Source organism: Vibrio sp. 1069 (assembly GCF_033340555.1).
In genome coordinates, this window is record NZ_JAWOWP010000003.1 from 187,217 (window position 1) to 209,200 (window position 21,984).

15 protein-coding genes are annotated in these 21,984 nt (G+C 44.8%); 7 read left to right on the forward strand and 8 right to left on the reverse strand.

The genetic code is table 11. The annotated features are described in order from the left end of the window. Window positions 1–41: 41 nt before the first annotated feature. Entirely contained in the window at window positions 42–2,222 is a 2,181-nt protein-coding gene (gene malQ, locus R7040_RS06935; protein ID WP_005374838.1) for a 4-alpha-glucanotransferase, read from the reverse strand. Between the two features lie 117 nt (window positions 2,223–2,339). After that, on the reverse strand, window positions 2,340–4,793 hold the full coding sequence (locus R7040_RS06940; protein WP_053307964.1) for a glycogen/starch/alpha-glucan phosphorylase: 2,454 nt from the start codon (window positions 4,791–4,793) through the stop codon (window positions 2,340–2,342). A gap of 734 nt (window positions 4,794–5,527) precedes the next feature. Between R7040_RS06940 and malT the strand changes: the two genes are divergently transcribed. From malT to sstT, 7 genes are all read left to right on the forward strand, one after another. Continuing rightward, entirely contained in the window at window positions 5,528–8,236 is a 2,709-nt protein-coding gene (malT, locus tag R7040_RS06945; protein WP_005374834.1) for an HTH-type transcriptional regulator MalT, read from the forward strand. A gap of 578 nt (window positions 8,237–8,814) precedes the next feature. After that, the gene (locus tag R7040_RS06950) at window positions 8,815–9,732 is read left to right on the forward strand and encodes a DUF368 domain-containing protein (RefSeq protein WP_053307965.1); all 918 of its coding nucleotides are present in this window, start codon (window positions 8,815–8,817) and stop codon (window positions 9,730–9,732) included. A 243-nt stretch (window positions 9,733–9,975) separates the two neighbouring features. Then, window positions 9,976–10,401 carry a hypothetical protein gene (locus tag R7040_RS06955; protein WP_017820123.1) on the forward strand — a complete coding sequence of 142 codons (426 nt, stop codon included), beginning with the start codon at window positions 9,976–9,978 and terminating at the stop codon, window positions 10,399–10,401. Window positions 10,402–10,410: 9 nt separating this feature from the next. Continuing rightward, entirely contained in the window at window positions 10,411–11,025 is a 615-nt protein-coding gene (locus R7040_RS06960; protein WP_017820122.1) for an SCO family protein, read from the forward strand. Then, window positions 11,015–11,323 carry a PTS transporter subunit EIIB gene (locus R7040_RS06965; RefSeq protein WP_005384641.1) on the forward strand — a complete coding sequence of 103 codons (309 nt, stop codon included), beginning with the start codon at window positions 11,015–11,017 and terminating at the stop codon, window positions 11,321–11,323. The genes R7040_RS06960 and R7040_RS06965 overlap by 11 nt, the downstream gene beginning before the upstream one ends. Window positions 11,324–11,598: 275 nt before the next feature. Then, window positions 11,599–12,675 (forward strand): ribosome small subunit-dependent GTPase A, encoded by a 1,077-nt coding sequence (gene rsgA / locus R7040_RS06970; RefSeq protein WP_053307966.1) that lies wholly within the window; start codon window positions 11,599–11,601, stop codon window positions 12,673–12,675. A gap of 356 nt (window positions 12,676–13,031) precedes the next feature. Further along, window positions 13,032–14,249, forward strand: coding sequence for a serine/threonine transporter SstT (sstT, locus tag R7040_RS06975; RefSeq protein ID WP_005374821.1), 1,218 nt, complete (start codon window positions 13,032–13,034; stop codon window positions 14,247–14,249). Window positions 14,250–14,314: 65 nt separating this feature from the next. Here the strand turns inward: sstT and pdxY are convergent, their stop codons facing one another. The 6 genes from pdxY to R7040_RS07005 all read right to left on the reverse strand — a co-directional run bounded on the left by pdxY (window position 14,315) and on the right by R7040_RS07005 (window position 21,764). Continuing rightward, window positions 14,315–15,184 carry a pyridoxal kinase PdxY gene (gene pdxY, locus R7040_RS06980; RefSeq protein WP_054574874.1) on the reverse strand — a complete coding sequence of 290 codons (870 nt, stop codon included), beginning with the start codon at window positions 15,182–15,184 and terminating at the stop codon, window positions 14,315–14,317. 101 nt (window positions 15,185–15,285) lie between these two features. Further along, window positions 15,286–15,474, reverse strand: a complete 189-nt coding sequence (locus tag R7040_RS06985; RefSeq protein ID WP_017634469.1) for an AbrB/MazE/SpoVT family DNA-binding domain-containing protein — start codon at window positions 15,472–15,474, stop codon at window positions 15,286–15,288. Window positions 15,475–15,620: 146 nt separating this feature from the next. Then, window positions 15,621–16,931 carry a putrescine-ornithine antiporter gene (gene potE / locus R7040_RS06990; protein ID WP_005374814.1) on the reverse strand — a complete coding sequence of 437 codons (1,311 nt, stop codon included), beginning with the start codon at window positions 16,929–16,931 and terminating at the stop codon, window positions 15,621–15,623. A 61-nt stretch (window positions 16,932–16,992) separates the two neighbouring features. Next, complete coding sequence (gene speF, locus R7040_RS06995) at window positions 16,993–19,173, reverse strand: ornithine decarboxylase SpeF (RefSeq protein ID WP_011106546.1); 2,181 nt, start codon at window positions 19,171–19,173, stop codon at window positions 16,993–16,995. A 410-nt stretch (window positions 19,174–19,583) separates the two neighbouring features. Then, window positions 19,584–20,030: a helix-turn-helix transcriptional regulator gene (locus tag R7040_RS07000; RefSeq protein ID WP_005374797.1), complete on the reverse strand. Its 447-nt coding sequence runs from the start codon at window positions 20,028–20,030 to the stop codon at window positions 19,584–19,586. A gap of 537 nt (window positions 20,031–20,567) precedes the next feature. Then, a complete protein-coding gene (locus tag R7040_RS07005) occupies window positions 20,568–21,764 on the reverse strand; it encodes a tetratricopeptide repeat protein (protein WP_213967507.1) in 1,197 nt (398 codons plus the stop codon). Window positions 21,765–21,984: the final 220 nt, after the last annotated feature.

Genomic DNA, 21,984 nt, shown 5'->3' on the forward strand with positions numbered 1-21,984 from the left:
AATTGGTAATCAGCTCGTCCATCTACGTCACTCTAGGCATCTTACTTACTCGCCTGTGCGCGAACTTCAGTAAGGCGTTTAGAAATACGATTCACATCTTCACGGCTGAAGATTTCATCTAGGTTCATCGACAATTTACGACGCCAGTTTGGATACTCATCCACCGTACCAGGAATATTGACAGGTTGATCCATTTCTAGCCAGTCTTCAAGCTGAACGCTAAGCAGTGCAGAGTCACCCGCGGCTACGTGCAGTTGCAGCGCTTCGCTTAGGTATGAATCCATTGGCACGTACTGAGCATCATGACCAATGCCTTCTGGCAGATAGCCATGCCAGCGAACACTGTCTAGAATGCCTTGTTTGCACTTCAAGCGGTCAGCGAATAGGCCTTCCAACTGCTGCTCATCAGGGTACAGACCAATCTCACGCCCCATCTTCAAGTCATCACAGTGCCAGAAACCGCGTAGTGTTGGCATATCGTGCGTACACAGCGCAGCCATAGACTGCTCAGCGTAGTGCTTCGGAGAAATAAAACCGCCGTCGTCTTTTGATGTTTCGAAGAAGAAGACTTTGTACGAATGCACACCCGCATCACGAAGGATATCAACGATTTCATCAGGTACAGTACCCAAGTCTTCACCGATTACAGAACACTGATGACGGTGAGATTCCAACGCTAGGATTGCTAGCATGTCTTCAACTGGGTAGTACAGGTATGCGCCTTCTGTCGCTTTCTCGCCTTTTGGAATCCACCAAAGGCGAAGCAGGCCAAGTACGTGGTCGATACGCAATGCACCACAATGCTTCATGTTAGCACGTAGCAATTTGATGTAAGCGTCGTAGCCAGTCGCTTCTAAAACCTGAGGGTTAAGCGGAGGCAGACCCCAGTTTTGGCCTAGTGGACCAAGTACATCTGGTGGTGCACCGATGCTTGCATCCAATACTAGCGCGCCTTCATCAGCCCATGTTTCACTACCAGAATCAGCAACACCAACCGCAAGGTCACGGTATAAACCCACAGCCATGCCTTTTTCTTCGGCTAGCGCTTGCGCTTCTTTGATTTGATCGTCTGCGATCCATTGCAGGTACATGTACAAGTGAACACGATCTTGGTTGTCCTTAATGTACTTCTGAGTACCAGCTGCGTCGAATGTGCGGTATTTCTCAGGGAATACAGGCCAACCCCACATGTTTGCATCTTCTGCATGTAAATCAGCATGAAGTGCATCGAATGCAGCTTGATGTAGCAAGCTGTCGCCGCCTTTTTCAACAAAGTCCAAGAAGGCACGAGCGCGATCGGTGTTCTTGTCTAAATGGCGAGCTTTAAACTCACTGAATAGCAGCGGAAGAACGCTCATTTTTAGTTGCGAAACTTCGGTGTAATTCACCCAATGAGAGTCTCGCGCTTTTTGTAAACGTTGTTGGAACTCTGCGCTACCAACACGCTGTTGTGCTTCTGCACTTAGCGCGAATTCAGGTACAGAGCTTACGTCGATGTACATGATGTTCAACCAACGACGAGAAGACGGGCTGTATGGGCTTGCCCCTTCTGGATTCGCAGGGAACAGCGAGTGAATAGGGTTCAAGCCAATGAAGTCACCGCCACGAGAGGCAATATCACTCACCAGTTGTTTTAGGTCGCCAAAATCACCGATGCCCCAGTTATGCTGAGTACGCAGTGTGTAAAGCTGGATACTAGGACCCCATAGCTTTTTGTGTTGGTTTAGATCGTCTTGTTTGAAACACGCTTTCGGCGTAATGATCAATGACATCTCGTAAGGTGTTTTACGACGCTTACGACTGATGATCAGTTTGTGATAACCCCAAGCCAAGTTCTTTGGCAATGCAAACACTAGAGGGCCACCCTCAGCACGCTCATCACGAACAATTTGGGACTGAAGATAGCCTTCAAGTACCTCTCCTTGTTCTGTTTCTAAACGCCAGCTGAATTCACTCTCACGAGCACTCGTACCTAGGTTTAGTTCCACTTCGACTGGTTCGCCGTCGCGTAAAACAAGAACAGGGGCTAGTACGTCTTTTTTATGTTTCTTTTCAGCAGAAGCCAGTAGTTTTTCATCACTGCTAGTATCGTAGCCAAGCGAAGCGAGCAAGCGGCGTAGCGTCTCCTCAGACACTTTAGCCTCATCTCCCCAAGCACTGACATAGCTATCAGCCAATCTCGCCATTTCCGCGACTTTCTTTAATGCTGTTTGTTCTTTCATCGCTTTCTCCGAAGGTAATACCAACACCTTCCATGTAGGGTTTTATTGTTATCAATAACTTCTTTTGGAAAATGACCAAAGGTAGCGCTTGGCTACCTTGGTCTTAACTAGGTTCTATTAGCGTTTCACCGCTTCAAGTTTCCAGATATTGTTCACGTAGTCTCGGATTGAGCGGTCTGACGTGAACTTGCCAACAAGGGCGGTATTAAGAATGGCCTTCTTCGCCCAGCCAGCTTGATCTTTATATTGTTCGCTCATGTCTTCGTGCGCTTTCACGTAAGATGCAAAGTCCGCAAGACATAAGTACGGGTCACCGCCGTCTAGTAGGCTGTCGTATGTGGCACGCAGTAAGCCCGGTTGACCTGGAGTGAATTCTTCACCCAGTAGTAGGTCCATGGACGCTTTGAGTAAGTGATCCGCATTGTAGTAATCAAATGGGTTATAACCTTGAGCTTTCAGCGCTTTCACACCTTCAACATCTAGACCGAAGATATAGATGTTCTCATCGCCTACTTCCTCACGAATCTCAACGTTTGCACCATCCATTGTACCGATAGTTAGCGCACCGTTTAGCGCCATCTTCATGTTACCTGTACCTGATGCTTCTTTACCCGCTAGCGAGATTTGTTGAGAAACGTCAGCCGCAGGGATAATGATTTCAGCCATGCTCACGCGGTAGTCAGGGATGAATACCACTTTCAGCTTGTTACCGATGCGAGGATCGTTGTTCACCTTGTCTGCAATCTTGTTGATTGCGAAGATGATTTCTTTCGCTAGGTGGTAACCCGGTGCTGCTTTTGCTGCGAAGAACACAACGCGTGGCGTACACTCAAAACCTGGTTCATTAAGAATACGGTGGTACAGAGACAGTACGTGTAGCAAGTCTAGATGCTGACGTTTGTACTCGTGCAGACGCTTGATTTGAACATCGAAGATTGCATTAGTATCGAGCTCGATACCCATGTTCTCTTTCACCCAAGTTGCTAGGCGTTCTTTGTTCTCTTTCTTCACTGCCATGAATTCTTTTTGGAATGTCGCGTCAGTAGCGTACTTCGCAATACCTTCAAGTTGCTCTAGTTTCGCTGGCCATTCTGGGCCGACTTTCTCAGTGATAAGCTGAGACAGACCTGGGTTACAGAACTTCAACCAGCGACGTGGCGTAATACCGTTCGTTACGTTGTGTAGACGTGTCGGGTACATTTCGTGGAACTCTGGGAATAGGTCTTTCTTAACCAATTCAGAGTGAAGTGCTGCTACACCGTTTACTGCGTAAGAGCCGATTACACATAGGTTTGCCATGCGAACCATGCGGTGGAAACCTTCTTCGATGATAGAAAGCTTCTGTTGTTTCGCGACATCACCCGGCCACATTGCACGTACGTCTTGTAGGAAGCGGTGGTTGATCTCGTAAATGATCTCCATGTGACGTGGTAGCAGGTGCTGGATTAGCGACTCTGGCCATGTCTCTAGTGCTTCTGGAAGTAGCGTGTGGTTGGTGTACGCAAATGTCTTAGAGCTGATTTCCCAAGCCGCTTCCCAAGTTAAACCTTTTTCATCCATCAGGATGCGCATTAGTTCAGGAATCGCAATCGTTGGGTGCGTATCGTTAAGCTGGATAGTCTCTTGCTTAGGTAGATCCGCTAGCGAGTAGCCTGCTGCTTCGTGGCGACGTAGGATGTCACGTACAGACGCTGCTGAGTGGAAGTACTGCTGCATCAGACGCAGTGTTTTACCTTTCTCGTGGTTGTCGTTCGGGTAAAGCACTTTAGTGATGTTACCTGCGTCGATCAGTGCGTGCTGAGCTTCGAAGTAATCACCATTGTTAAAGCTTGCTAGTGAGAATGGTGCAATCGCCTGACATTCCCAAAGACGTAGCGGGTAAACCGTGTCTGATTCGTAACCCACAATTGGAAGATCCCAAGGCATTGCTCTTACTGTCATGCCTGGTACCCATTTGCGAACTTCTTTACCGTTCTCGTTAATCACTTCAACGTGACCGTAGAAACCGATCTCTTGCGCAAGTTCTGGACGCGCAATTTCCCAAGGGTAGCCTTCTACACCGCGCCAAGCGTCAGGTGCTTCTTGCTGGCGACCATCTTTGAATGACTGTTTAAATAGACCGTATTCGTAATGTAAACCATAGCCGACAGTTGGGAATTCTTGTGCCGCACATGAATCCATGAAACACGCAGCCAGACGACCAAGGCCACCGTTACCCAATGATGGGTCGCGCTCTTCTTCTAGCAGATCAGTTAGGTTGTAACCCAGTTCAGCCATTGCTTCTGTTACTTGTTCATACAGACCCATGCTGATTAGGTTGTTACCCGTCAAACGACCGATAAGGAATTCTAGCGAAAGGTAGTTAACGCTCTTCGCACTTTTAATGCGTGGATCTTCTTCTGTCGCAAGCAAATCTAGAGTAGTAAATTCAGCCAGAGCATGCCCCATTGCTAGGTACCATGCGCGGCTGTCTGCGTTTTCAATCGTATGAGCGTAAGTTACAGATAGGTGTTTCTTTACGCTTTCTTGGAACGACTTCTTGTCAAATTGTTTTTGTTGAGTAGGTTTCATTACGAAATTCTCACGTCTTTTGGTAATTCATCTGCCATACATCGTGCATTTACCTCTGTGAATAAACATCCTCCTAATTCTCATCCTTTGAAGGAGGAGGGCTGAGGGCGTAGAGGGGGTACCATTGCTAGGTTAGTGATCCAAATCTCAACAAAGTGAACTTTGCACCAGTTCTTAGTGATTTTGATCACAATGGAATGTGAGAAAGGTTAAAACCCGTTCATGACGCTTTTTATAGTCCACTCATCTGATGATGTGAAAATTGTAATATCGGTCACATTAACTCGGTCAGCGTAGAAGAACTTTTCGTAATCTATGTGCAACGCGATCTTAACGCTAACGAAACAAACGACATTTAAGTGACGACAATCACAAATAAAGGGCGTAGTTGATGGTAAATCCATCAACCCTTGAGAATTAGGAAGTGGATCAAAGTAACGAACATTTCTGATGTCGTAACATCCCTCTCAGCTCACAGGATTGTACGCTTTTTATACAAACTAGAATTAGGCGATGTGAGTTATTTCTAGTTTTCGCTAGCTTTTATATCTAAGTGACCGTATGGAATGGTTTTTCAGACGGACACAAGCCCCAATAGTAGCGACATTATCCGGTATTCAAACAGTGTTTTTGATGCTGATGACATCATTCAGTAAGACGGCTTTCAAGGGGGCTTTACTAGAATGATCACGTTGCTGTCATTTGGGTATACATAAATAAGGACATAACTACTAATGTGGATTCCATCTAAGCTTACTCGACCAGGACGCCTGCACAATGCCATCGTGCGCCCACGAGTGTTGGACTTACTACAGCAAGCGCCTTACTACAAATTGGTTTTATTCCGATCCCCAGCAGGTTACGGAAAAACAACAATGGCAGCGCAGTGGCTATCCGATAAGCCAAACGTCGGTTGGTACAGCATTGATGACAGCGATAACGACGGCTTTCGCTTTGTAAACTATCTGCTTCAAGCATTAAACAAAGCCACCAACTTCAGTTGCGCTAACGCACAAAAACTGGCGGAAAAACGTCAGATCTCGTCTTTACGCTCCCTATTTAGCGAAGTATTCGCTGAAATGGCTGACTTTCATCAAGAGTGCTACGTGGTGCTTGATGACTACCATTTAATCACGAATGATGAAATCCATGAATCCATGCGTTTCTTCTTAAAGCACATGCCAGACAACCTCACCGTTGTGGTAACCAGTCGTGCAGCGCCGCCTCTGGGCACTGCAAACTTACGTGTTCGTGATTTAATGATCGAAATCGGCAACGAGATGTTGGCGTTTGATACCGAAGAAACCACTCGCTTCTTTAACCAGCGTATCGCCGATGGTATTGATGAAGACATGGCGAACAGCCTAAGAACCTATGTTGAAGGTTGGCCATCGGCGATGCAGTTGATCGCATTACAAGCCCAACATCAAAACCGCACATTGGCACAAACTGTAGAGTCGGTATCGCAGTTCAATCACGCGCACTTGTGGGATTACTTGGTCGAAGAAGTGTTTGACTTACTCGATCACGAAACTCGTCACTTTTTAATGCAAGTATCCGTGCTTGACCACTTCAATGATGAGTTAGTGTTTGCCCTTACCCAACGCGAAGACGCACTGGGAATGATTGAATCGCTTAACCGTTACGGCTTATTTATTTACCCGCTCGAAGGGGAACAGAACTGGTTCCGGTTCCATAACTTATTTGGCGAGTTTTTATCTCATGAGCGCCAAGCTCGTATTCCTCAGCAAGAAAAAGATCTCCACCGCAATGCTGCTATCGCTTGGTTACAACAAAAAGCACCACACCAAGCGATTCATCATGCACAAAAATCGAATGATAAGGACTTAGTGGTAGAGATCCTAAACGAATTCGGCTGGAAGATGTTTAACCAAGGCGAACTCAGCACACTGGAAAGCTCAATTAACAAGTTGGACGATGATCTGTTGTTCAGCCACCCAAAACTTACGATGCTCCGAGCATGGTTGGCTCAAAGTCAGCATCGTTATAACCAAGTGGGCCACCTGCTTGAAGAAGCGGAAGAGGAACACAAAAAGCGTAACATTGCGTTAGATATTCATTATCAAGGTCAAGCAAACGCGTTGCTTGCTCAAGTGGCTATCAACAGTAACCAGCCAGAAAAAGCTCTCGAATTAGCGGAGTTAGCGCTTAGCCAACTTGATAACACAATTTACCGTAGCCGAATTGTGGCGACTTCGGTTGTTGGTGAAGTTAACCACGTGCTAGGTAAACTAGACCGTGCTTTGCCAATGATGCAACAAACTGAAAAGCTAGCTCGTCAGTATCAGGTATACCACCAAGCGTTATGGGCAATATTGCAGCAAAGCGAGATTTTAATTGCACAAGGTTACGTGCAAGCGGCCTTTGAACTACAAGATTCCGCATTCCGTCTGATTGAAGATCAGCAGCTTCAGCATGTTCCTCTTCATGAATTTTTGCTGCGTATTCGCGCGCAAGTACTTTGGTGCTGGAACCGACTTGATGAAGCGGAAGAATGCGCGTACAAAGGTCTGCAAATTCTCGAAAACCATTCACCAAGCAAGCACTTACATAGCTATTCGATGTTGGCGCGTATTGCGATTGGACGCGGTGAATTAGACAAAGCCGGTAAATTCATTGAGCATATACAGCACTTGATGAAACAGTCGACTTACCACGTAGATTGGACTGCAAACGCTTCACTATCGTTGATTCTATTTTGGCAAGCGCGCGGGAATACCGATGCAATGCAAGAATGGCTCAACACTGCGGTTCGTCCTGAATCGGCATGCAACCACTTTTCTCAATTGCAATGGCGTAACATTGCCCGCGCCCACATTAACTTAGGCCAATATACCGACGCTCGTGCTGCGTTAGATTTCCTCCAAGGTGAAGCTCGTCGCACTAACCTAATCACAGATACTAATCGCAACTTAGTGGTTGAAGCGGTCCTTTCTGCTCGCCAAAAAGATGAGGAGCAAGCCAAGGCACTGTTAAAAGAAGCATTAGTAATGACGAACCAAACTGGCATGGTCGGAAACTTCCTGATTGATGGTGCAACCATTGGCGGTCTGCTGGAGAAGTTGAGCCTCCGCCATGAACTGGGCGATCTTGAGCGTCACCGTGCTCAACAGTTAATGAAGGACATTTCATCGAATCAACGTAGCCGGTCAATTCACTTTGATGAAGACTTTATTGAAAAGTTGGTGAATCACCCTAATGTGCCAGAGCTAGTACGTACCAGCCCATTAACACAACGCGAATGGCAGGTTCTGGGACTGATTTATTCAGGCTTTAGTAACGAGCAAATCGCACAAGAGTTGGATGTGGCAGGTACGACAATTAAAACCCACATTCGCAACCTGTACCAAAAGCTTAATATTGCTAATCGTAAAGAAGCCATTGTGACAGCTGAAAATTTGCTACAGTTAATGGGATACTGAACTGCTAGATAAACGGGTTAAAACGTAAAGTAAAACACAAGGGTTGGCGTAACACGTCAGCCCTTTTTTATGACTGACAGTAAGAGAAGTGCAATTTGCAAAGCACGTAAGTAACGTTGTTCATATAAAAAAATAGCCAACCGCAATAATCGCGATTGGCTTATATTTAGTGTGAACAAATTGTATTCACTAACAACGTCAGTTGGCTAGGTGACCCTCGGCTTAAGAAGGGTCGAGCAGTATTATGCATTAATCATGCCAAAATGCAAAGACTTATTTTTGGGCACAAGATCTCATATAAGCTGGATTTATTTACGCGAAAATTATCAAAATGCAATTTAACAACGCAAATTGCAATTGCATAATGCAACCAAGATTGATAATTGATAGTAGAGTTAATCATCTCAAAAATGTAAACCAAGCATTAAAAGCTCGTTACGGCGGCATTGTCTCTTGGCGGGTAATAAAAATAGGCAACAGATTGGATATAAAACCAAGTAGTTACAGCACTATTTCATACTTTTTTCATCGCAATGTTTGTATACTCTCTGCCATCGAAACGACTTAGCATTAGAGCAATGAACTACTTAATTACTTTCTTCAAGGGAATCGCCATGGGTGCAGCAGATGTTGTACCTGGTGTATCTGGCGGCACCATCGCGTTTATCACTGGTATTTACGATACGCTGCTTGAAAGCATTCGACGCATTAACCCCTCACTTTTCTCTATCTGGCGAAAAGAAGGGGTTAAAGCCGCGTTTAATCACATCAACGGATTCTTCCTTATCGCTCTGTTTGCCGGCATTTTCACCAGTATTGCAACGCTAGCAAAGTTGATTACTTGGCTTCTTGACACACACCCGATCCCACTTTGGTCATTTTTCTTTGGTCTGATTTTGGTCTCTGTGTATCACATTATTCGTCAGGTTGAGCAACGCGATCTTGTCCGCTTTGTCATTCTGCTCGTTGGTGTCGGGTTTGCTTATAGTATTACTGTGCTCAAACCTTTACACATGGAACCAACGGCCATTAACACCTTATTCGCTGGAGCTATCGCGATTTGTGCGATGATCTTGCCAGGTATCTCTGGCAGTTTTATTTTGCTGCTGATTGGCATGTATGCTCCTGTATTAGCCGCAGTGAAAGGTTTTCAAGTCGATACATTAGCGCTATTTTTGTCTGGCTGCGTGATCGGTTTACTGTCCTTCTCTCACTTATTGTCGTGGTTACTACGCAAGTTCCGTGATTTCACCCTGATGTTTTTGACTGGATTAATGATTGGTACGTTGCCAAAGATTTGGCCATGGAAAGAAACCATCACTTGGCGCACCAATTCGAAGGGCGAACAAGTGCCATTGCTACAGCACAACCTATCACCATTTGAATTTGAACACGTGACATCACAACCTTCTCAGTTAGTACTTGCTGTCGTGATGATGCTTGCAGCCATTGCTCTGGTTTTAGGTCTAGAGAAATTCGCAGACTCAGATCAATAACTTTGGTATCAAACATATACTGAACCAAATAAAAACGGAGCCAATTGGCTCCGTTTTTATCTATTGGCTAAGGGCAAAACATCTCAATTGAAAACTCTGCTGTATTTGATGCAATAAAGTCCGTCGCGTTACTAGGAAGCTGGTCACCGAGGTATAACGCACAATTTACCGAGGTCACGAGTTGGCGAGCGGCGCATCTGTGCTACGATGCTCGTAATGTTAAGTGATAAATGCTGAACCTTCATGAAAGTGTTACAAATCGCCGCTGTTTCAGCCGCATTAGTTGCGGGATTTTATGCCCCGACTCTAATAAAAAGCTTTTCTTCTTCCACTCAAAGCAAGTCAATAGATGAATACTGCTTTCTCTCTACAACCTCTTGCGTCCAAGAAAATGTTACGATGACACTAAACTCAGAAACTGCTCAACCCTTGGTTCCTACCACTCTAAATGTTGAGTGGCATACAAGCGATGCTAAGCAACTCATCCTAAGTCTTTCAGGAAGAGAAATGGAGATGGGTGAGCCTAAGTTTTTGCTGAAGCAAATCGCTCCTGGCCAATATCAAGGTGACATCATTCTCCCGGTTTGCACGGAGGATGCGATGACTTGGGTTGGTGAACTCAGTGATGGAGAGAATACCGTTTACCCTGCTATAAAAATGCAAAGATAAGGAATCGTTATGAGCCGCAATTGGTCCCTATTTCTCGTAGCTGCTTTCGCACTCGGGTTTGGCGTAAAGAGCTATTTAGATAATCAGAACACGAAGCCAGAGCTAGTGGACAGTTCCACCTCTCAACAAACGGTATTGTTTGGGGAAAATAACCAAGCCGTCAATATCTTCGATGTGAATGACCCTCGCATCCGAGTTGTCTATTTTGGCTTTACTCGCTGCCCAGACGTTTGCCCAACTTCTCTTGCAATGCTGGCAGGGGCACTGAATCAAATTGACGACGCGCAAAAAGCACAACTACGCCCGATGTTCATTTCTTTAGACCCAGAGCGTGATGAGGCCGATGCATCAGCAAAATATGCCCATTACTTCCATCCAATGATTGAAGGCCTATCGGCACCACTTGATGTAACGACACCTTTGGCACACAACTATGGTGTCATTTTCCGTAAGACAGAACTGGAAGGCTCGGAACTAAAGTACACGCTGGATCATAGCTCTTACTTTTACTTCTTGAAGCCGGATGGCACGTTAATCACTAAAGTACCGCATACACTCTCACCGGCACCGATTGTTGAAGCCATTTCAAAACTAACGACCGAAGGCTCTTCAAATGACGGTTAAGTCAGTGCTGAAGCAATTTTTCAATTTCCTAACTCATACCAACCCCAATGTCGAACAAGACGTCGATACGATCATTGACGCCATTGGGGGCATAGAGAACCTGCTAGAAACTGGTGCATGTGCGACTCGGCTGCGCCTTACCCTCAGAGCGACGTCCGTCATCGATAAGAACGCACTCAAAAATCATGGCGCGCATGGCGTCGTGATATTGGATGATCGTCATGTCCAAATCATATACGGCTTAAAAGCCAACACGTATTCGCAGATTATGGAAGAGCGCATCACAAAACAAAGTTAATATTTTTGCAGTATAGCTACCCTCTTTAAAAAACGGCGGCTATACTCTTTTGGCTTAATTAACTCACTTATTTATTAACCAACGAAGAGGACACAAGATGATTGTATTGAATAACACTAACTGGGCATCGCAAGGGTAACCCTAACAGCACCAACTCTGTGGCATAGCCACAACTCCCCTTCTCTGCCCGGTCTTCACCGGGGTCAACTCTATCCGAATTAGACCCTAATGCGATTTGTATTAAGGCGCTTTGTTGCGTCTGGGATAATTCAATAATGAATCAAACACATACTTTTTGTGACACATTAGTTTCAACTTCAAACCCTCTAAAACAATTGGGTTGGAAACCATTTTTTCAGCAACAACTGACATTAGACGATTACGACAACACTATCTTTGCTCGTGTAATTGCGCATCACCGAAGTGGTTATTTATTGGCAACAGAAACTGGGCAAGTTCATCTTAATGCCCACCATTCTTTACCCAACATGACCGTCGGAGACTGGGTAATCTTAAATGAAGATCAGCAATTTGTTCGCTTACTGGATCGCTTGAGCCTCTTTAGCCGCAAAGCCGCTGGCAGTAAAGTGGCAGAGCAACTCATCGCAGCCAATGTGGATACAGTGTTTATCGTCTGTTCCCTTAACGACGACTTCAATTTAAGTCGTATTGAACGTTATCTTGCCTTGGCTCATGAAGCCGAAGTCGAACCCGTCATCGTGCTTTCCAAAGCCGATTTGTGTGACAATACTGATGAACTAAAAAGCCAAGTACAGAAGCTCGATCCTCTATTAGCTATAGAGACAGTCAACGGCTTAGAAATAGAGAGTGCTTCTAAACTCATGACCTGGTGCAAAGAAGGACAAACCCTCGCTTTTATCGGTTCTTCAGGCGTTGGCAAATCAACTCTTGTTAATGCATTACTCGGGCAACAAGAACAGGCAACTGGGCATATTCGTGAAGACGATAGCAAAGGTCGACATACAACTACATCGCGCTCTATCCATCTATTACCTGATGGCGGCATCTTGATTGATACTCCGGGAATGCGCGAGCTTCAACTAGCAGATTGTGAATCGGGGGTCAGTGAGGCGTTTTCTGACATTGAGGCTCTCGCTCAGCGTTGTCGCTTTGGTGATTGCCAGCATCAAACTGAGCCGGGTTGCGCAATTCAAACTGCGATTGAAAATGGCAAACTGGAAGTTCGTCGTTTCAATAACTATCAAAAACTATTGCGAGAACAAGCCTTTAACGGTGCGACTTTGGCAGAGCAACGAGCACAAAGTCGACAATTCGGTAAACTTGCTCGCAATGCCATGAATGATAAGCGCAGGCGCCAACAAAGTTATTAATTTGTTGCGTTTGAGTTGTCAATAAAATCAAAGGAGACGAAAGTCTCCTTTTTAACAACTTTATTAAAAACCATTACTCATAACTAATGATAATTTTCAACATAAAAATCTTATTTAAATAACATTGAGCAAACATTTAATCCAAAAACAAACTAAAACTAGACACAAAATATTACCAAGCTAAGATATGTGATATTCAGCAAGAAAATGGCTGAATTTATAAAAACAGGATAATTGATAATCATGTGTCTTAGTGACCAGAAGCAATGCTCACCCCTTGCAATATAAGGGCATTATCGCCGTGTAATGATGGACTATTGCCCTGCCACTCTGGCATAAAATTGCAGGAATGATGTATGCAACACAACAGCCTCGTTGCCCGATATGCTCGTGGTAACCTCGTCGTCCAGATCCTTGTAGGTATCGTCTTTGGTATTTTGCTCGCGACAATTTCTCCAAGCCATGCCGAAAGCGCGGGATTAATTGGTAGCCTTTTTGTCGGTGCGCTTAAAGCGATCGCGCCAATTCTTGTGTTTATTTTGGTTGCCGCTTCAATTGCAAACCAAAAGAAAAACCAACACACTTACATGCGCCCAATCGTTGTACTGTACCTGATGGGTACATTCTTCGCGGCGCTATCAGCAGTGGTTCTAAGCTTCCTTTTCCCGACCAATTTAACGCTTGTCACCGGCGCTGAAGGTGCAACGCCTCCTCAAGGTATTGCTGAAATTCTACGCACATTGTTGTTTAAACTGGTCGACAACCCAGTAAATGCACTAGTAGAAGCAAACTACATCGGCATTCTTGCTTGGGGTGTGGGTCTGGGTCTTGCACTACACCACGCATCGGCAACAACGAAGGCCGTATTTGAAGATCTAAGCCACAGCGTGTCTCACATTGTGCGCTTTATCATTCGTCTTGCACCATTTGGTATCTTTGGCTTGGTTGCTTCAACGTTTGCGACAACGGGCTTTAGCGCACTAGCAAGCTACGCACACCTTCTGGCGGTTCTTCTTGGCGCAATGATGATCATCGCACTCGTTGTAAACCCGGCGATCGTGTTCGTTAAAACCAAACAAAACCCTTACCCACTTGTATTCCGTTGTCTACGTGAAAGTGGTGTAACTGCGTTCTTCACTCGTTCAAGTGCGGCGAATATTCCAGTAAACATGGCACTATGTGAGAAGCTAAAACTGGACGAGGATACATACTCAGTATCTATCCCTCTAGGTGCGACCATCAACATGGCTGGTGCTGCAATCACTATCACAACACTAACGCTTGCAGCTGTGCACACTATGGGTATCGAAGTTGATCTACTGACTGCGCTACTTCTAAGTATTGTAGCTGCGGTTTCTGCATGCGGCGCATCAGGTGTTGCAGGTGGCTCTCTACTACTTATCCCTCTAGCGTGTGGCCTGTTTGGTATCTCAAACGACGTAGCCATGCAGGTTGTAGCGGTTGGCTTCATCATTGGTGTGATTCAAGACTCGGCTGAAACAGCACTAAACAGCTCAACAGATGTTGTCTTTACGGCAGCAGTTTGTAAATCAGAGCAGCAAAAAGCTCAGTAAGACTGACAGAACAAAGAGAAAGGGGAGCCGATGATGGCTCCCCTTTTTTGTTTAATTGCGCTCAATTACGCGGTGACCAAAGCCACCTCTTCAATTGAGAAATGCTTACTTGGCTCAACAAACTCTTGCTGCGCAGCAATAGTTTGCAGCTCCCATTCGCCTGCATGGTACGTTGCACTTAACACCCCGTAGCATGCGTCATGACAATGTTGGAAAGCTTGCTTGGGAGACCAGCCTTTTAAGAGTCCCGCGGTAAAGATAGCTGAAATAAGATCGCCCACGCCAACAGGTTGTTTAGCAAACTCAAATTGAGGACGCTTCGCAAGGTAAATGCCTTCTTGCGTAGCCAATAGCATGTTGAAGCTGCCATTTTCTAGGCAGTAAAGGTGCTTAACTAGCACCACTTTTGGACCTTTTTCTAGCGCACGTTGGCATGCGGTGATCGCATCGTCTAGTGAGTGGATTTCCATCTCAGAAAATTGACTTAGCTCGAATTGGTTCGGAACGATCACGTCCGCCATTGGCATCAAACGCGTTAGAAGATTTTCAGCAATGCCCGGAGCCACAATGCAGCCTTTGTCTGGCGCGCCCATCACAGGGTCGCAAACGTAAAGTGCGTTCGGGTTTGCTTGTTTCACTTTCGTCACGGTATCTTCAACAGCAAGGCACTGCTCTGCGCTACCTTGGTAGCCCGTCAATACCGCTTGGCACTTTTCCAGCGCGCCGATGTTACCAAGTCCACGAACTAACTCGCTGATGTCTTCAGCCGCAAACGCTCGCCCAGTCCAGCCTTCTTGATACTGCGTGTGGTTAGAAAATTGAACGGTATGAATCGGCCATACTTCGAAACCCATGCGTTGCATTGGGAAAACGGCACTGCTGTTACCAGCATGACCAAAAGAAACATGAGATTGTATAGAGAGGATACCTTGCATAGTACCTTACCTCTTATTGTAGTTATCGATAGTTCAAAGACAGCGGCAAGCGCCAGTTTTGCGAAACCAGTAGTGTATCCGACAAACCAAGATTCTCTAACTCAATTCTCCTCAATATCTTCAGAGTAAGTTGGCGCGCTGGTTTTCAACACCATCTTCTTAATTTCCATTTTGTCTTTATTCAGTGCGATTTCTAGGGTATCTCCTTCCCTTATCCCGAGCTGAGCCAGGATTACGCTTGGAATGACTACGGCGGTGTCGTCACCGATTTTAACAGGTTGACTTATCATCTTTCGTCCTCCAAATGTCGAAAATGAGTTTTCACGTCATTGGATGTCTAGCCTCAAATACATTAAGCTGACTTGGATTTGGCGTAAATGCCTAAAAGCAAAGAGCCTTCCACACCGCGTTTGGGAAGGCTCTTTCAGTATTATTTTCAATTTGCTAAAGGCTCATGCTTCGCAGCAATCAGACCGTAAGCACTCCAGCCTAGGAAGGTTACGATAGAGCCCCACATCATCGCTTCGTAGCCGGAGCCATAAAGCGCATAGAAGCTGTACAGAGAGCCAATCAGAGCGATAACGTTGGTGGTTTTCATCTCACGCTCTGGCACGTGCGCCACTTGCTGCATAATAAAGATTGCGCCCATACATAAGATGTAAGGAATAACGTTTGTTACTACCGCTAGGTTAACCAGTGCTTCGAACTGCTCGTTCAGCGTTGGAGAAATCGTCATTAGAGACAATACTGATTGGATGATAGTAATCGCGATCATACCTTTGATCGGTGTGCCGCGTTTGTCCACTTGAGAGAACAATTTAGGGAAGAAGCCCGCGTCAGAAGACGATTTGAACACTGACGCGATAGTGAATTGCCAACCCAATAGAGAGCCTGCACAAGCCAATACCGCCATACCCGCAACCACTTTACCAGCGGCTGAACCTAACATCACTGTCCATACGGTTGAGAATGGTGCTGTAGATGCAGCAAGCTCAGAGTTTGCAACGATACCAGAACAGATGTTTGTCGATACAATGTAAACCACAGCCGCGATTAGCGTACCGCCTAGCACTGCGATTGGTACGTTCTTCTCTGGGTTTTCTACCGCTTCAGAGTTCGCACAAGCTGATTCAAGACCAAGGAATGCCCATAGCGTCATCGCAATAGAAGCACTCACTGCCTCACCAAATGGCAAGCTGTGTGGGTTCCAAGCTTCAATGTACATGGTTGGGTTAAACCAGAACCAACCAACAATACCCAATGAACACACTGGTAGGATTACGCCCCACACGGTGAATGTACCAATTTGACCTGTGATTTTCGCACCACCGAAGTTAGCGAAAGTACAAATCCAAAGAATGGCGATGGTGTACAAACAGGTTTCGACCGGAGATAGGGTCACTTCAAAGAATGCGGAGCCGTAACCCACACAAGTAATCGCGATCGCAATGTTCGCAATAAGGAGCGACAAACCGTAAGTCCAGCCCGCCATAAATGCACCCGATTTACCGAATGCATAAGACGCGTAACCGTTCATACCACCGTCACGTTTACTAAAGCGACCACATTTTGCAAACACATAGGCCAACGCCAAAGAGCCCGCCGCCGTGATCAGCCAAGACAACACAGAAATGGTGCCCACTTGCGCCAGTTTACTTGGCAGCATGATGATGCCGGAGCCGGCCATGTTGATGAATGTCAGAATGGTTAACTGCACCACCGACATTTTTTTAGTTTCAGTACTCATAAATTATTCTCCACGAATAAGCGGTTCGCACCGACGCCGGAGCGTGGTGCGAACGGGTAGATTAATCTTTTAGGACATAACAATGTGCGGTAGTGCGACCGTTAACATCTTCAAGGTACACACCTTGAATTTCTGGCGCGAAGCCTGGGAAGCGGTTGATGCCTTCTTCTAGAGATAGGAAGTAATCCACCACGTGTGGGGTCCAGATTTCACCAGTGATCACACAGATGATGCCTGGAGGGTAAGGAAGTGCACCCTCAGCGGCTACGCGACCCACGGCCTCTTTAAGTGGTAGGTAATCGCATTCACCACGGAAGTATTTGCGTGTTGCCACGTCTGGTTTGTGAACCATTTGTGGGAAGTACTCGCTGCGGAACATCGCTTTTTGTAGCTGTTTCACGTTCAGCTCTTTGTACATGTCATGCATTTCCTGACATAGCTGACGGATGGTGTAGCCACGGTAGCGTTCTTTATTCGCTTCGTAGACGCTTGGAAGTACGATACTTAGAGGCGCATCATCACGGATGAATTTTTCGAATCGGTTAATTTGAGCCACAAGGTGACGGATCTTACCCATATCTTCCGCAGGAGTGAGTAGGAACAAGATAGAGTTCAAGTCACACTTCTCAGGGATGATGCCGTTTTCACGAAGGAAGTTCGCCAATAGCGTTGCAGGAATACCGAAATCTGCGTAGCTGCCGTCTTCTGCAATACCCGCAGTAGTTAGCAACAATTTACATGGGTCAACGAAGTATTGACCTTCACCGTAACCTTCAAATTTGTGCCAGCTTGCGTTTGGCTCAAACATGAAGAATTTCTTGTTCGTGGCGATCACGTCAGTGTCGTAGCTGCCCCAAGGTTGACCTTCGACTTCGTCTGGAATGAACGGACGAATCAATTCACAACTCTTAAGGATTTCTTTACGCGCTTCGATACCAGTCTTAACCGCATCACGCCATAAACGCAGACCTGCTTCGCCATCGTGGATCTTCGCGTTCACATCAAGCGCAGAGAACAGTGCGTAGAATGGTGAAGTCGATGCGTGCATCATAAACGCGTTGTTAAAGCGTTTGTGGTTACAGTAACGAGCTTGACCTTTGATATGGCGGTCTTTTTTGTGGATTTGCGATGTTTGAGAGAAGCCAGCTTGTTGTTTGTGAACAGACTGAGTCACGATCACACCTGCGTCTTCTGGTTTCAAATCCAGCAGCAGTGGTGAACAGTCTTTCATCATAGGGATGAACTGCTCATAACCAACCCACGCAGAGTCAAACAGGATGTAGTCACAAAGATGACCGATCTTATCCATCACGTAACGAGCGTTGTAGATAGTACCGTCGTAAGTACCAAGCTGGATAATAGCAAGACGGAAAGGACGTTCATCGCGTGCACGTTCTGGATCCACTTTCGCGATTTGAGCACGAATGTATTCTTCATCGAAACAGTGCTCATCCATACCACCGATGAAGCCCCAAGGGTTACGCGCCGTTTCTAAGTAAACTGGCATACCACCCGCTTGGATTAACGCACCGTGGTGGTTCGATTTGTGGTTGTTACGGTCGAACAGTACCAAATCACCTTCAGTTACTAGCGCGTTACACACCACTTTGTTTGAAGCAGAAGTACCGTTGAGTACGAAGTAAGTTTTGTCCGCGTTAAATACTTTTGCAGCGTGCGCTTGCGCTTGGTGTGCAGAACCTTCGTGGATCAGCAAGTCACCTAAATCCACGTCCGCGTTACACAAGTCACTACGGAACAGGTTTTCGCCAAAGAAATCGTAGAATTGTTTACCAGCTGGGTGTTTTTTGAAGAACTGACCACCTTGGTGTCCCGGACAGTCAAACGCTGAGTTACCCATCTCAACATAGTGCGTTAATTGCTTGAAGAAAGGAGGAAGCAGACGACATTCGTACTTGGTTACTGCTTCGTTGATTTGACGACAGTAGTACTCAATAGATTGTCTTTCTAAATCGATAACGCCAGTTAGCCAAACGTAATCTTCTGCCGAAACTGGGTTTTCATCCGTTACTAAGAAAACTGGAATACCGTAACCCGTTTCGGAAATCATTTTATGCAGACCTGCTTTAATGTCTGCTGAAGTAATAATAGCCGCACCAACGTCGGTTAATTCAACTTGCTCTAAAGGTTGTAAATGACGATTAAATTGTTCATCTAAAGATTCAGCTAATAAACTGAAGTCTTCTGGCATGTAATTACTAACACCTATAATTAAACGTTTCATTTGGAATATCTCTTTTTTGTTCTTTAAAATTGACAGGTACAGATATTACAAACTAAAATGATATTTAAAATTAAAAAAACAAATTTCGTGATTAAATTTTCATATTTAAAAGTCTTATTTTCTCGAATTAGAATTTCGCGACCTTCATCACTTTCCAATTGATAGTCCAATGATATTTAAACCAGAATTAAAAGGAAAAATAATTAAAAATTGTGTGACCACAACCATTATTGTTATAAATAAAATATCAATAAAATAATTTTTTGAGATTTACATCACTATATAATTATTAGGAATGTATTATTAGGGATGATAAATATTTTAATTTTAACTAAATTTAAACATATAATAAAAAAGCCATCAACACATGTATTGATGGCTTTTTACTTAAGGTGCAAAGGAAACACAATTCAATTAAATAAATGACTATCTAGTTTGACTCCATCATTCGACCATTGCTGATAACGTTTTACAGACATGCCTGACGAGTACATAGTGTGTTTACAATCCATGCACTCGACAAAATACAAGCCACTCATGCCAGCCATAACGTGCAGTCTACGGCTATCGCAACGCTTACAGGACAAGCGTTTTACTTTGGTATTGACGTCAATACGACGAGCAAAGTTTAACGTTTCATGAGAACATAAAGCATCAACAGCACTATCTTTAAATGGATGTTCACTCAACAAGTAATTAATGGCGTAATCATACACCGGGGGGATTGAAGATTTTCCACTTTCAATATTACTTATTTTAGCGACGGAAACACCTAATAAAGAAGCGAACTCAGCCTTACTGTACTCTAAGATAAACCTTGAAGAGATAAATTTATCTGCACTAATGATTCTCAACATACACAAATCTCTAATATAAATAAAAACAGAGATAAAAAATCATCTCTATTTATTATGAAACATGTAATGAAAAAGTTACTTCCTAGTGTAATTCTGCATATTAACTATGCTATTTTATTTTTACGTTATCTTGCGCCTAATTAATCATAAAATCAATAATCGACACCTAAATATAAAAGAACAATTTAAGATTTATAATACATTTTTTAATTTACATTATTAGATAAAGTAATGAGTACTATTCACCTATAAATCGGGACATCAAGTATTGCTCTTCAATCATTATTACTATCAATTGAAAAGGCTTGATCTAAGCCCAATAGCGGAAGTAAATAAAGAGGGAAAAACCTCTTTTTTAAGGTAAACAGATCCCATCTTAGTTAAGTACTAAAAATATGTTGAAAAATCGCATAAATAGTATGCACATCAGTAAAATGACTGCTTAAGTAAGTTTACATTCTGTTGTCGTGACTGATAGAGATACTGGCAAAAGAGCAAAAGAAAAGCCTCAATCTTGAGGCTTCTGGATAAGATAGGTTATGGCTGAAGGAAGTTTTGAGTGAAATCGAGCGCCTCTTTAGAGAGTTTTTTTTCGTTGGGCGATGTGCTTGCCTGGTCTTCTGCTGTTACCGTTGTCATGTTAGGCTGAAAATCTAGTGTTGATGCCTCCTCCCAAGCTTCGGAGGCGTCTTTATTCTCATCATTCAACACCGCATTGAGCTCCTCTTCCGCAGGAAAATACGCTTCGCGTTTGTACACTTTGTTAAGGGCTCGAATAATAGAGTGCTTTCTCACCATTCCTGAGGCCAGCTTTCTTTGCAACGGCTTCGCTATGGACTGCAATCCAACGACAACATCAACACCAATATTGGTTGCCACTTCATCACGTAACATACGCGCAGGTTGGTAGCCCATATTGGCAGCAAGAAACAGCCAAACGTAAGCAATTGCATTACCCGTTTTACCTTTATCCTTCCACGCTTCGCCAGCATGATACATCGCTTTAGCACTGCCACCTTCCGCGGCCCGTTCCAGCCAGTAGCAACCTTTAACCATGCTTTTTTCTGTACCAATGCCATTTAGGTAACATAAGCCGACTTGGATCTTGCCATCTGCACTGTCTTTTTCCGCCGCTTTCATAAACCAGTAAAGCGCATCTGCACTGCGTCCCGCACTATTGTCTGGTGAAAGCTGCCATTCCCCCATATAAATCATGGCATCAATGCAGCCTTCTTCGGCGGCAGTTTCAATCAGTTGGTTACCTTTTGGGATATTTTTTTCAGTTCCTCGACCAAAGACCAAGGCCTTGCCCGTCGAAAATTTCGCTTCGGTATCCCCTTCCATTCCCGCAATTGCGGTACGCCAGAAGTTTGCCTGCTCTTTTAAAATCACATCTTCGCGCATGCGTTCACTTAAGCGAACAATGCCGTACATCCCCGTCACATTGTCCAGTTTAGCGGCTTTATCATACCAATACAGCGCTTGGCGAATGTTGTCCTTTTCGGCTTCTTTCGCTAGAAATAAAATGGTGGGGATATGCCCGGTTTCTGCTTTGAACTCTCGCTCTTTACGCTCTTGCTCTCGCGCTTTATGCATCGCCTTTCGATAAGCGGCTTCGCGAGCTTTCCTCTCTGCCTCGAGTCTCTGTTTCCGCATCGACAACGAGATCATCCACACAAATATCAGGACGAGTGAAAGGCCAGTTGCCGCAATGGCAATGCCCATACTACTCATAAATAGCCTCTTTTGGTTTCAGGGCCCAATTCAACTCCCTTTCAGGGAAATCTTATGATTACGCGCCGACATAACGCCGACTACCTTCATTATATAACGACCACTTAGCGAAAATCTGAAGCTTGCGAAGACTTAATGGCGGTATTTTATTCAACATCACTGCAACTTATTTTTAAAAGAAAAATATAGCCCTCATTTTTATAGAACTTAATCACGGTTT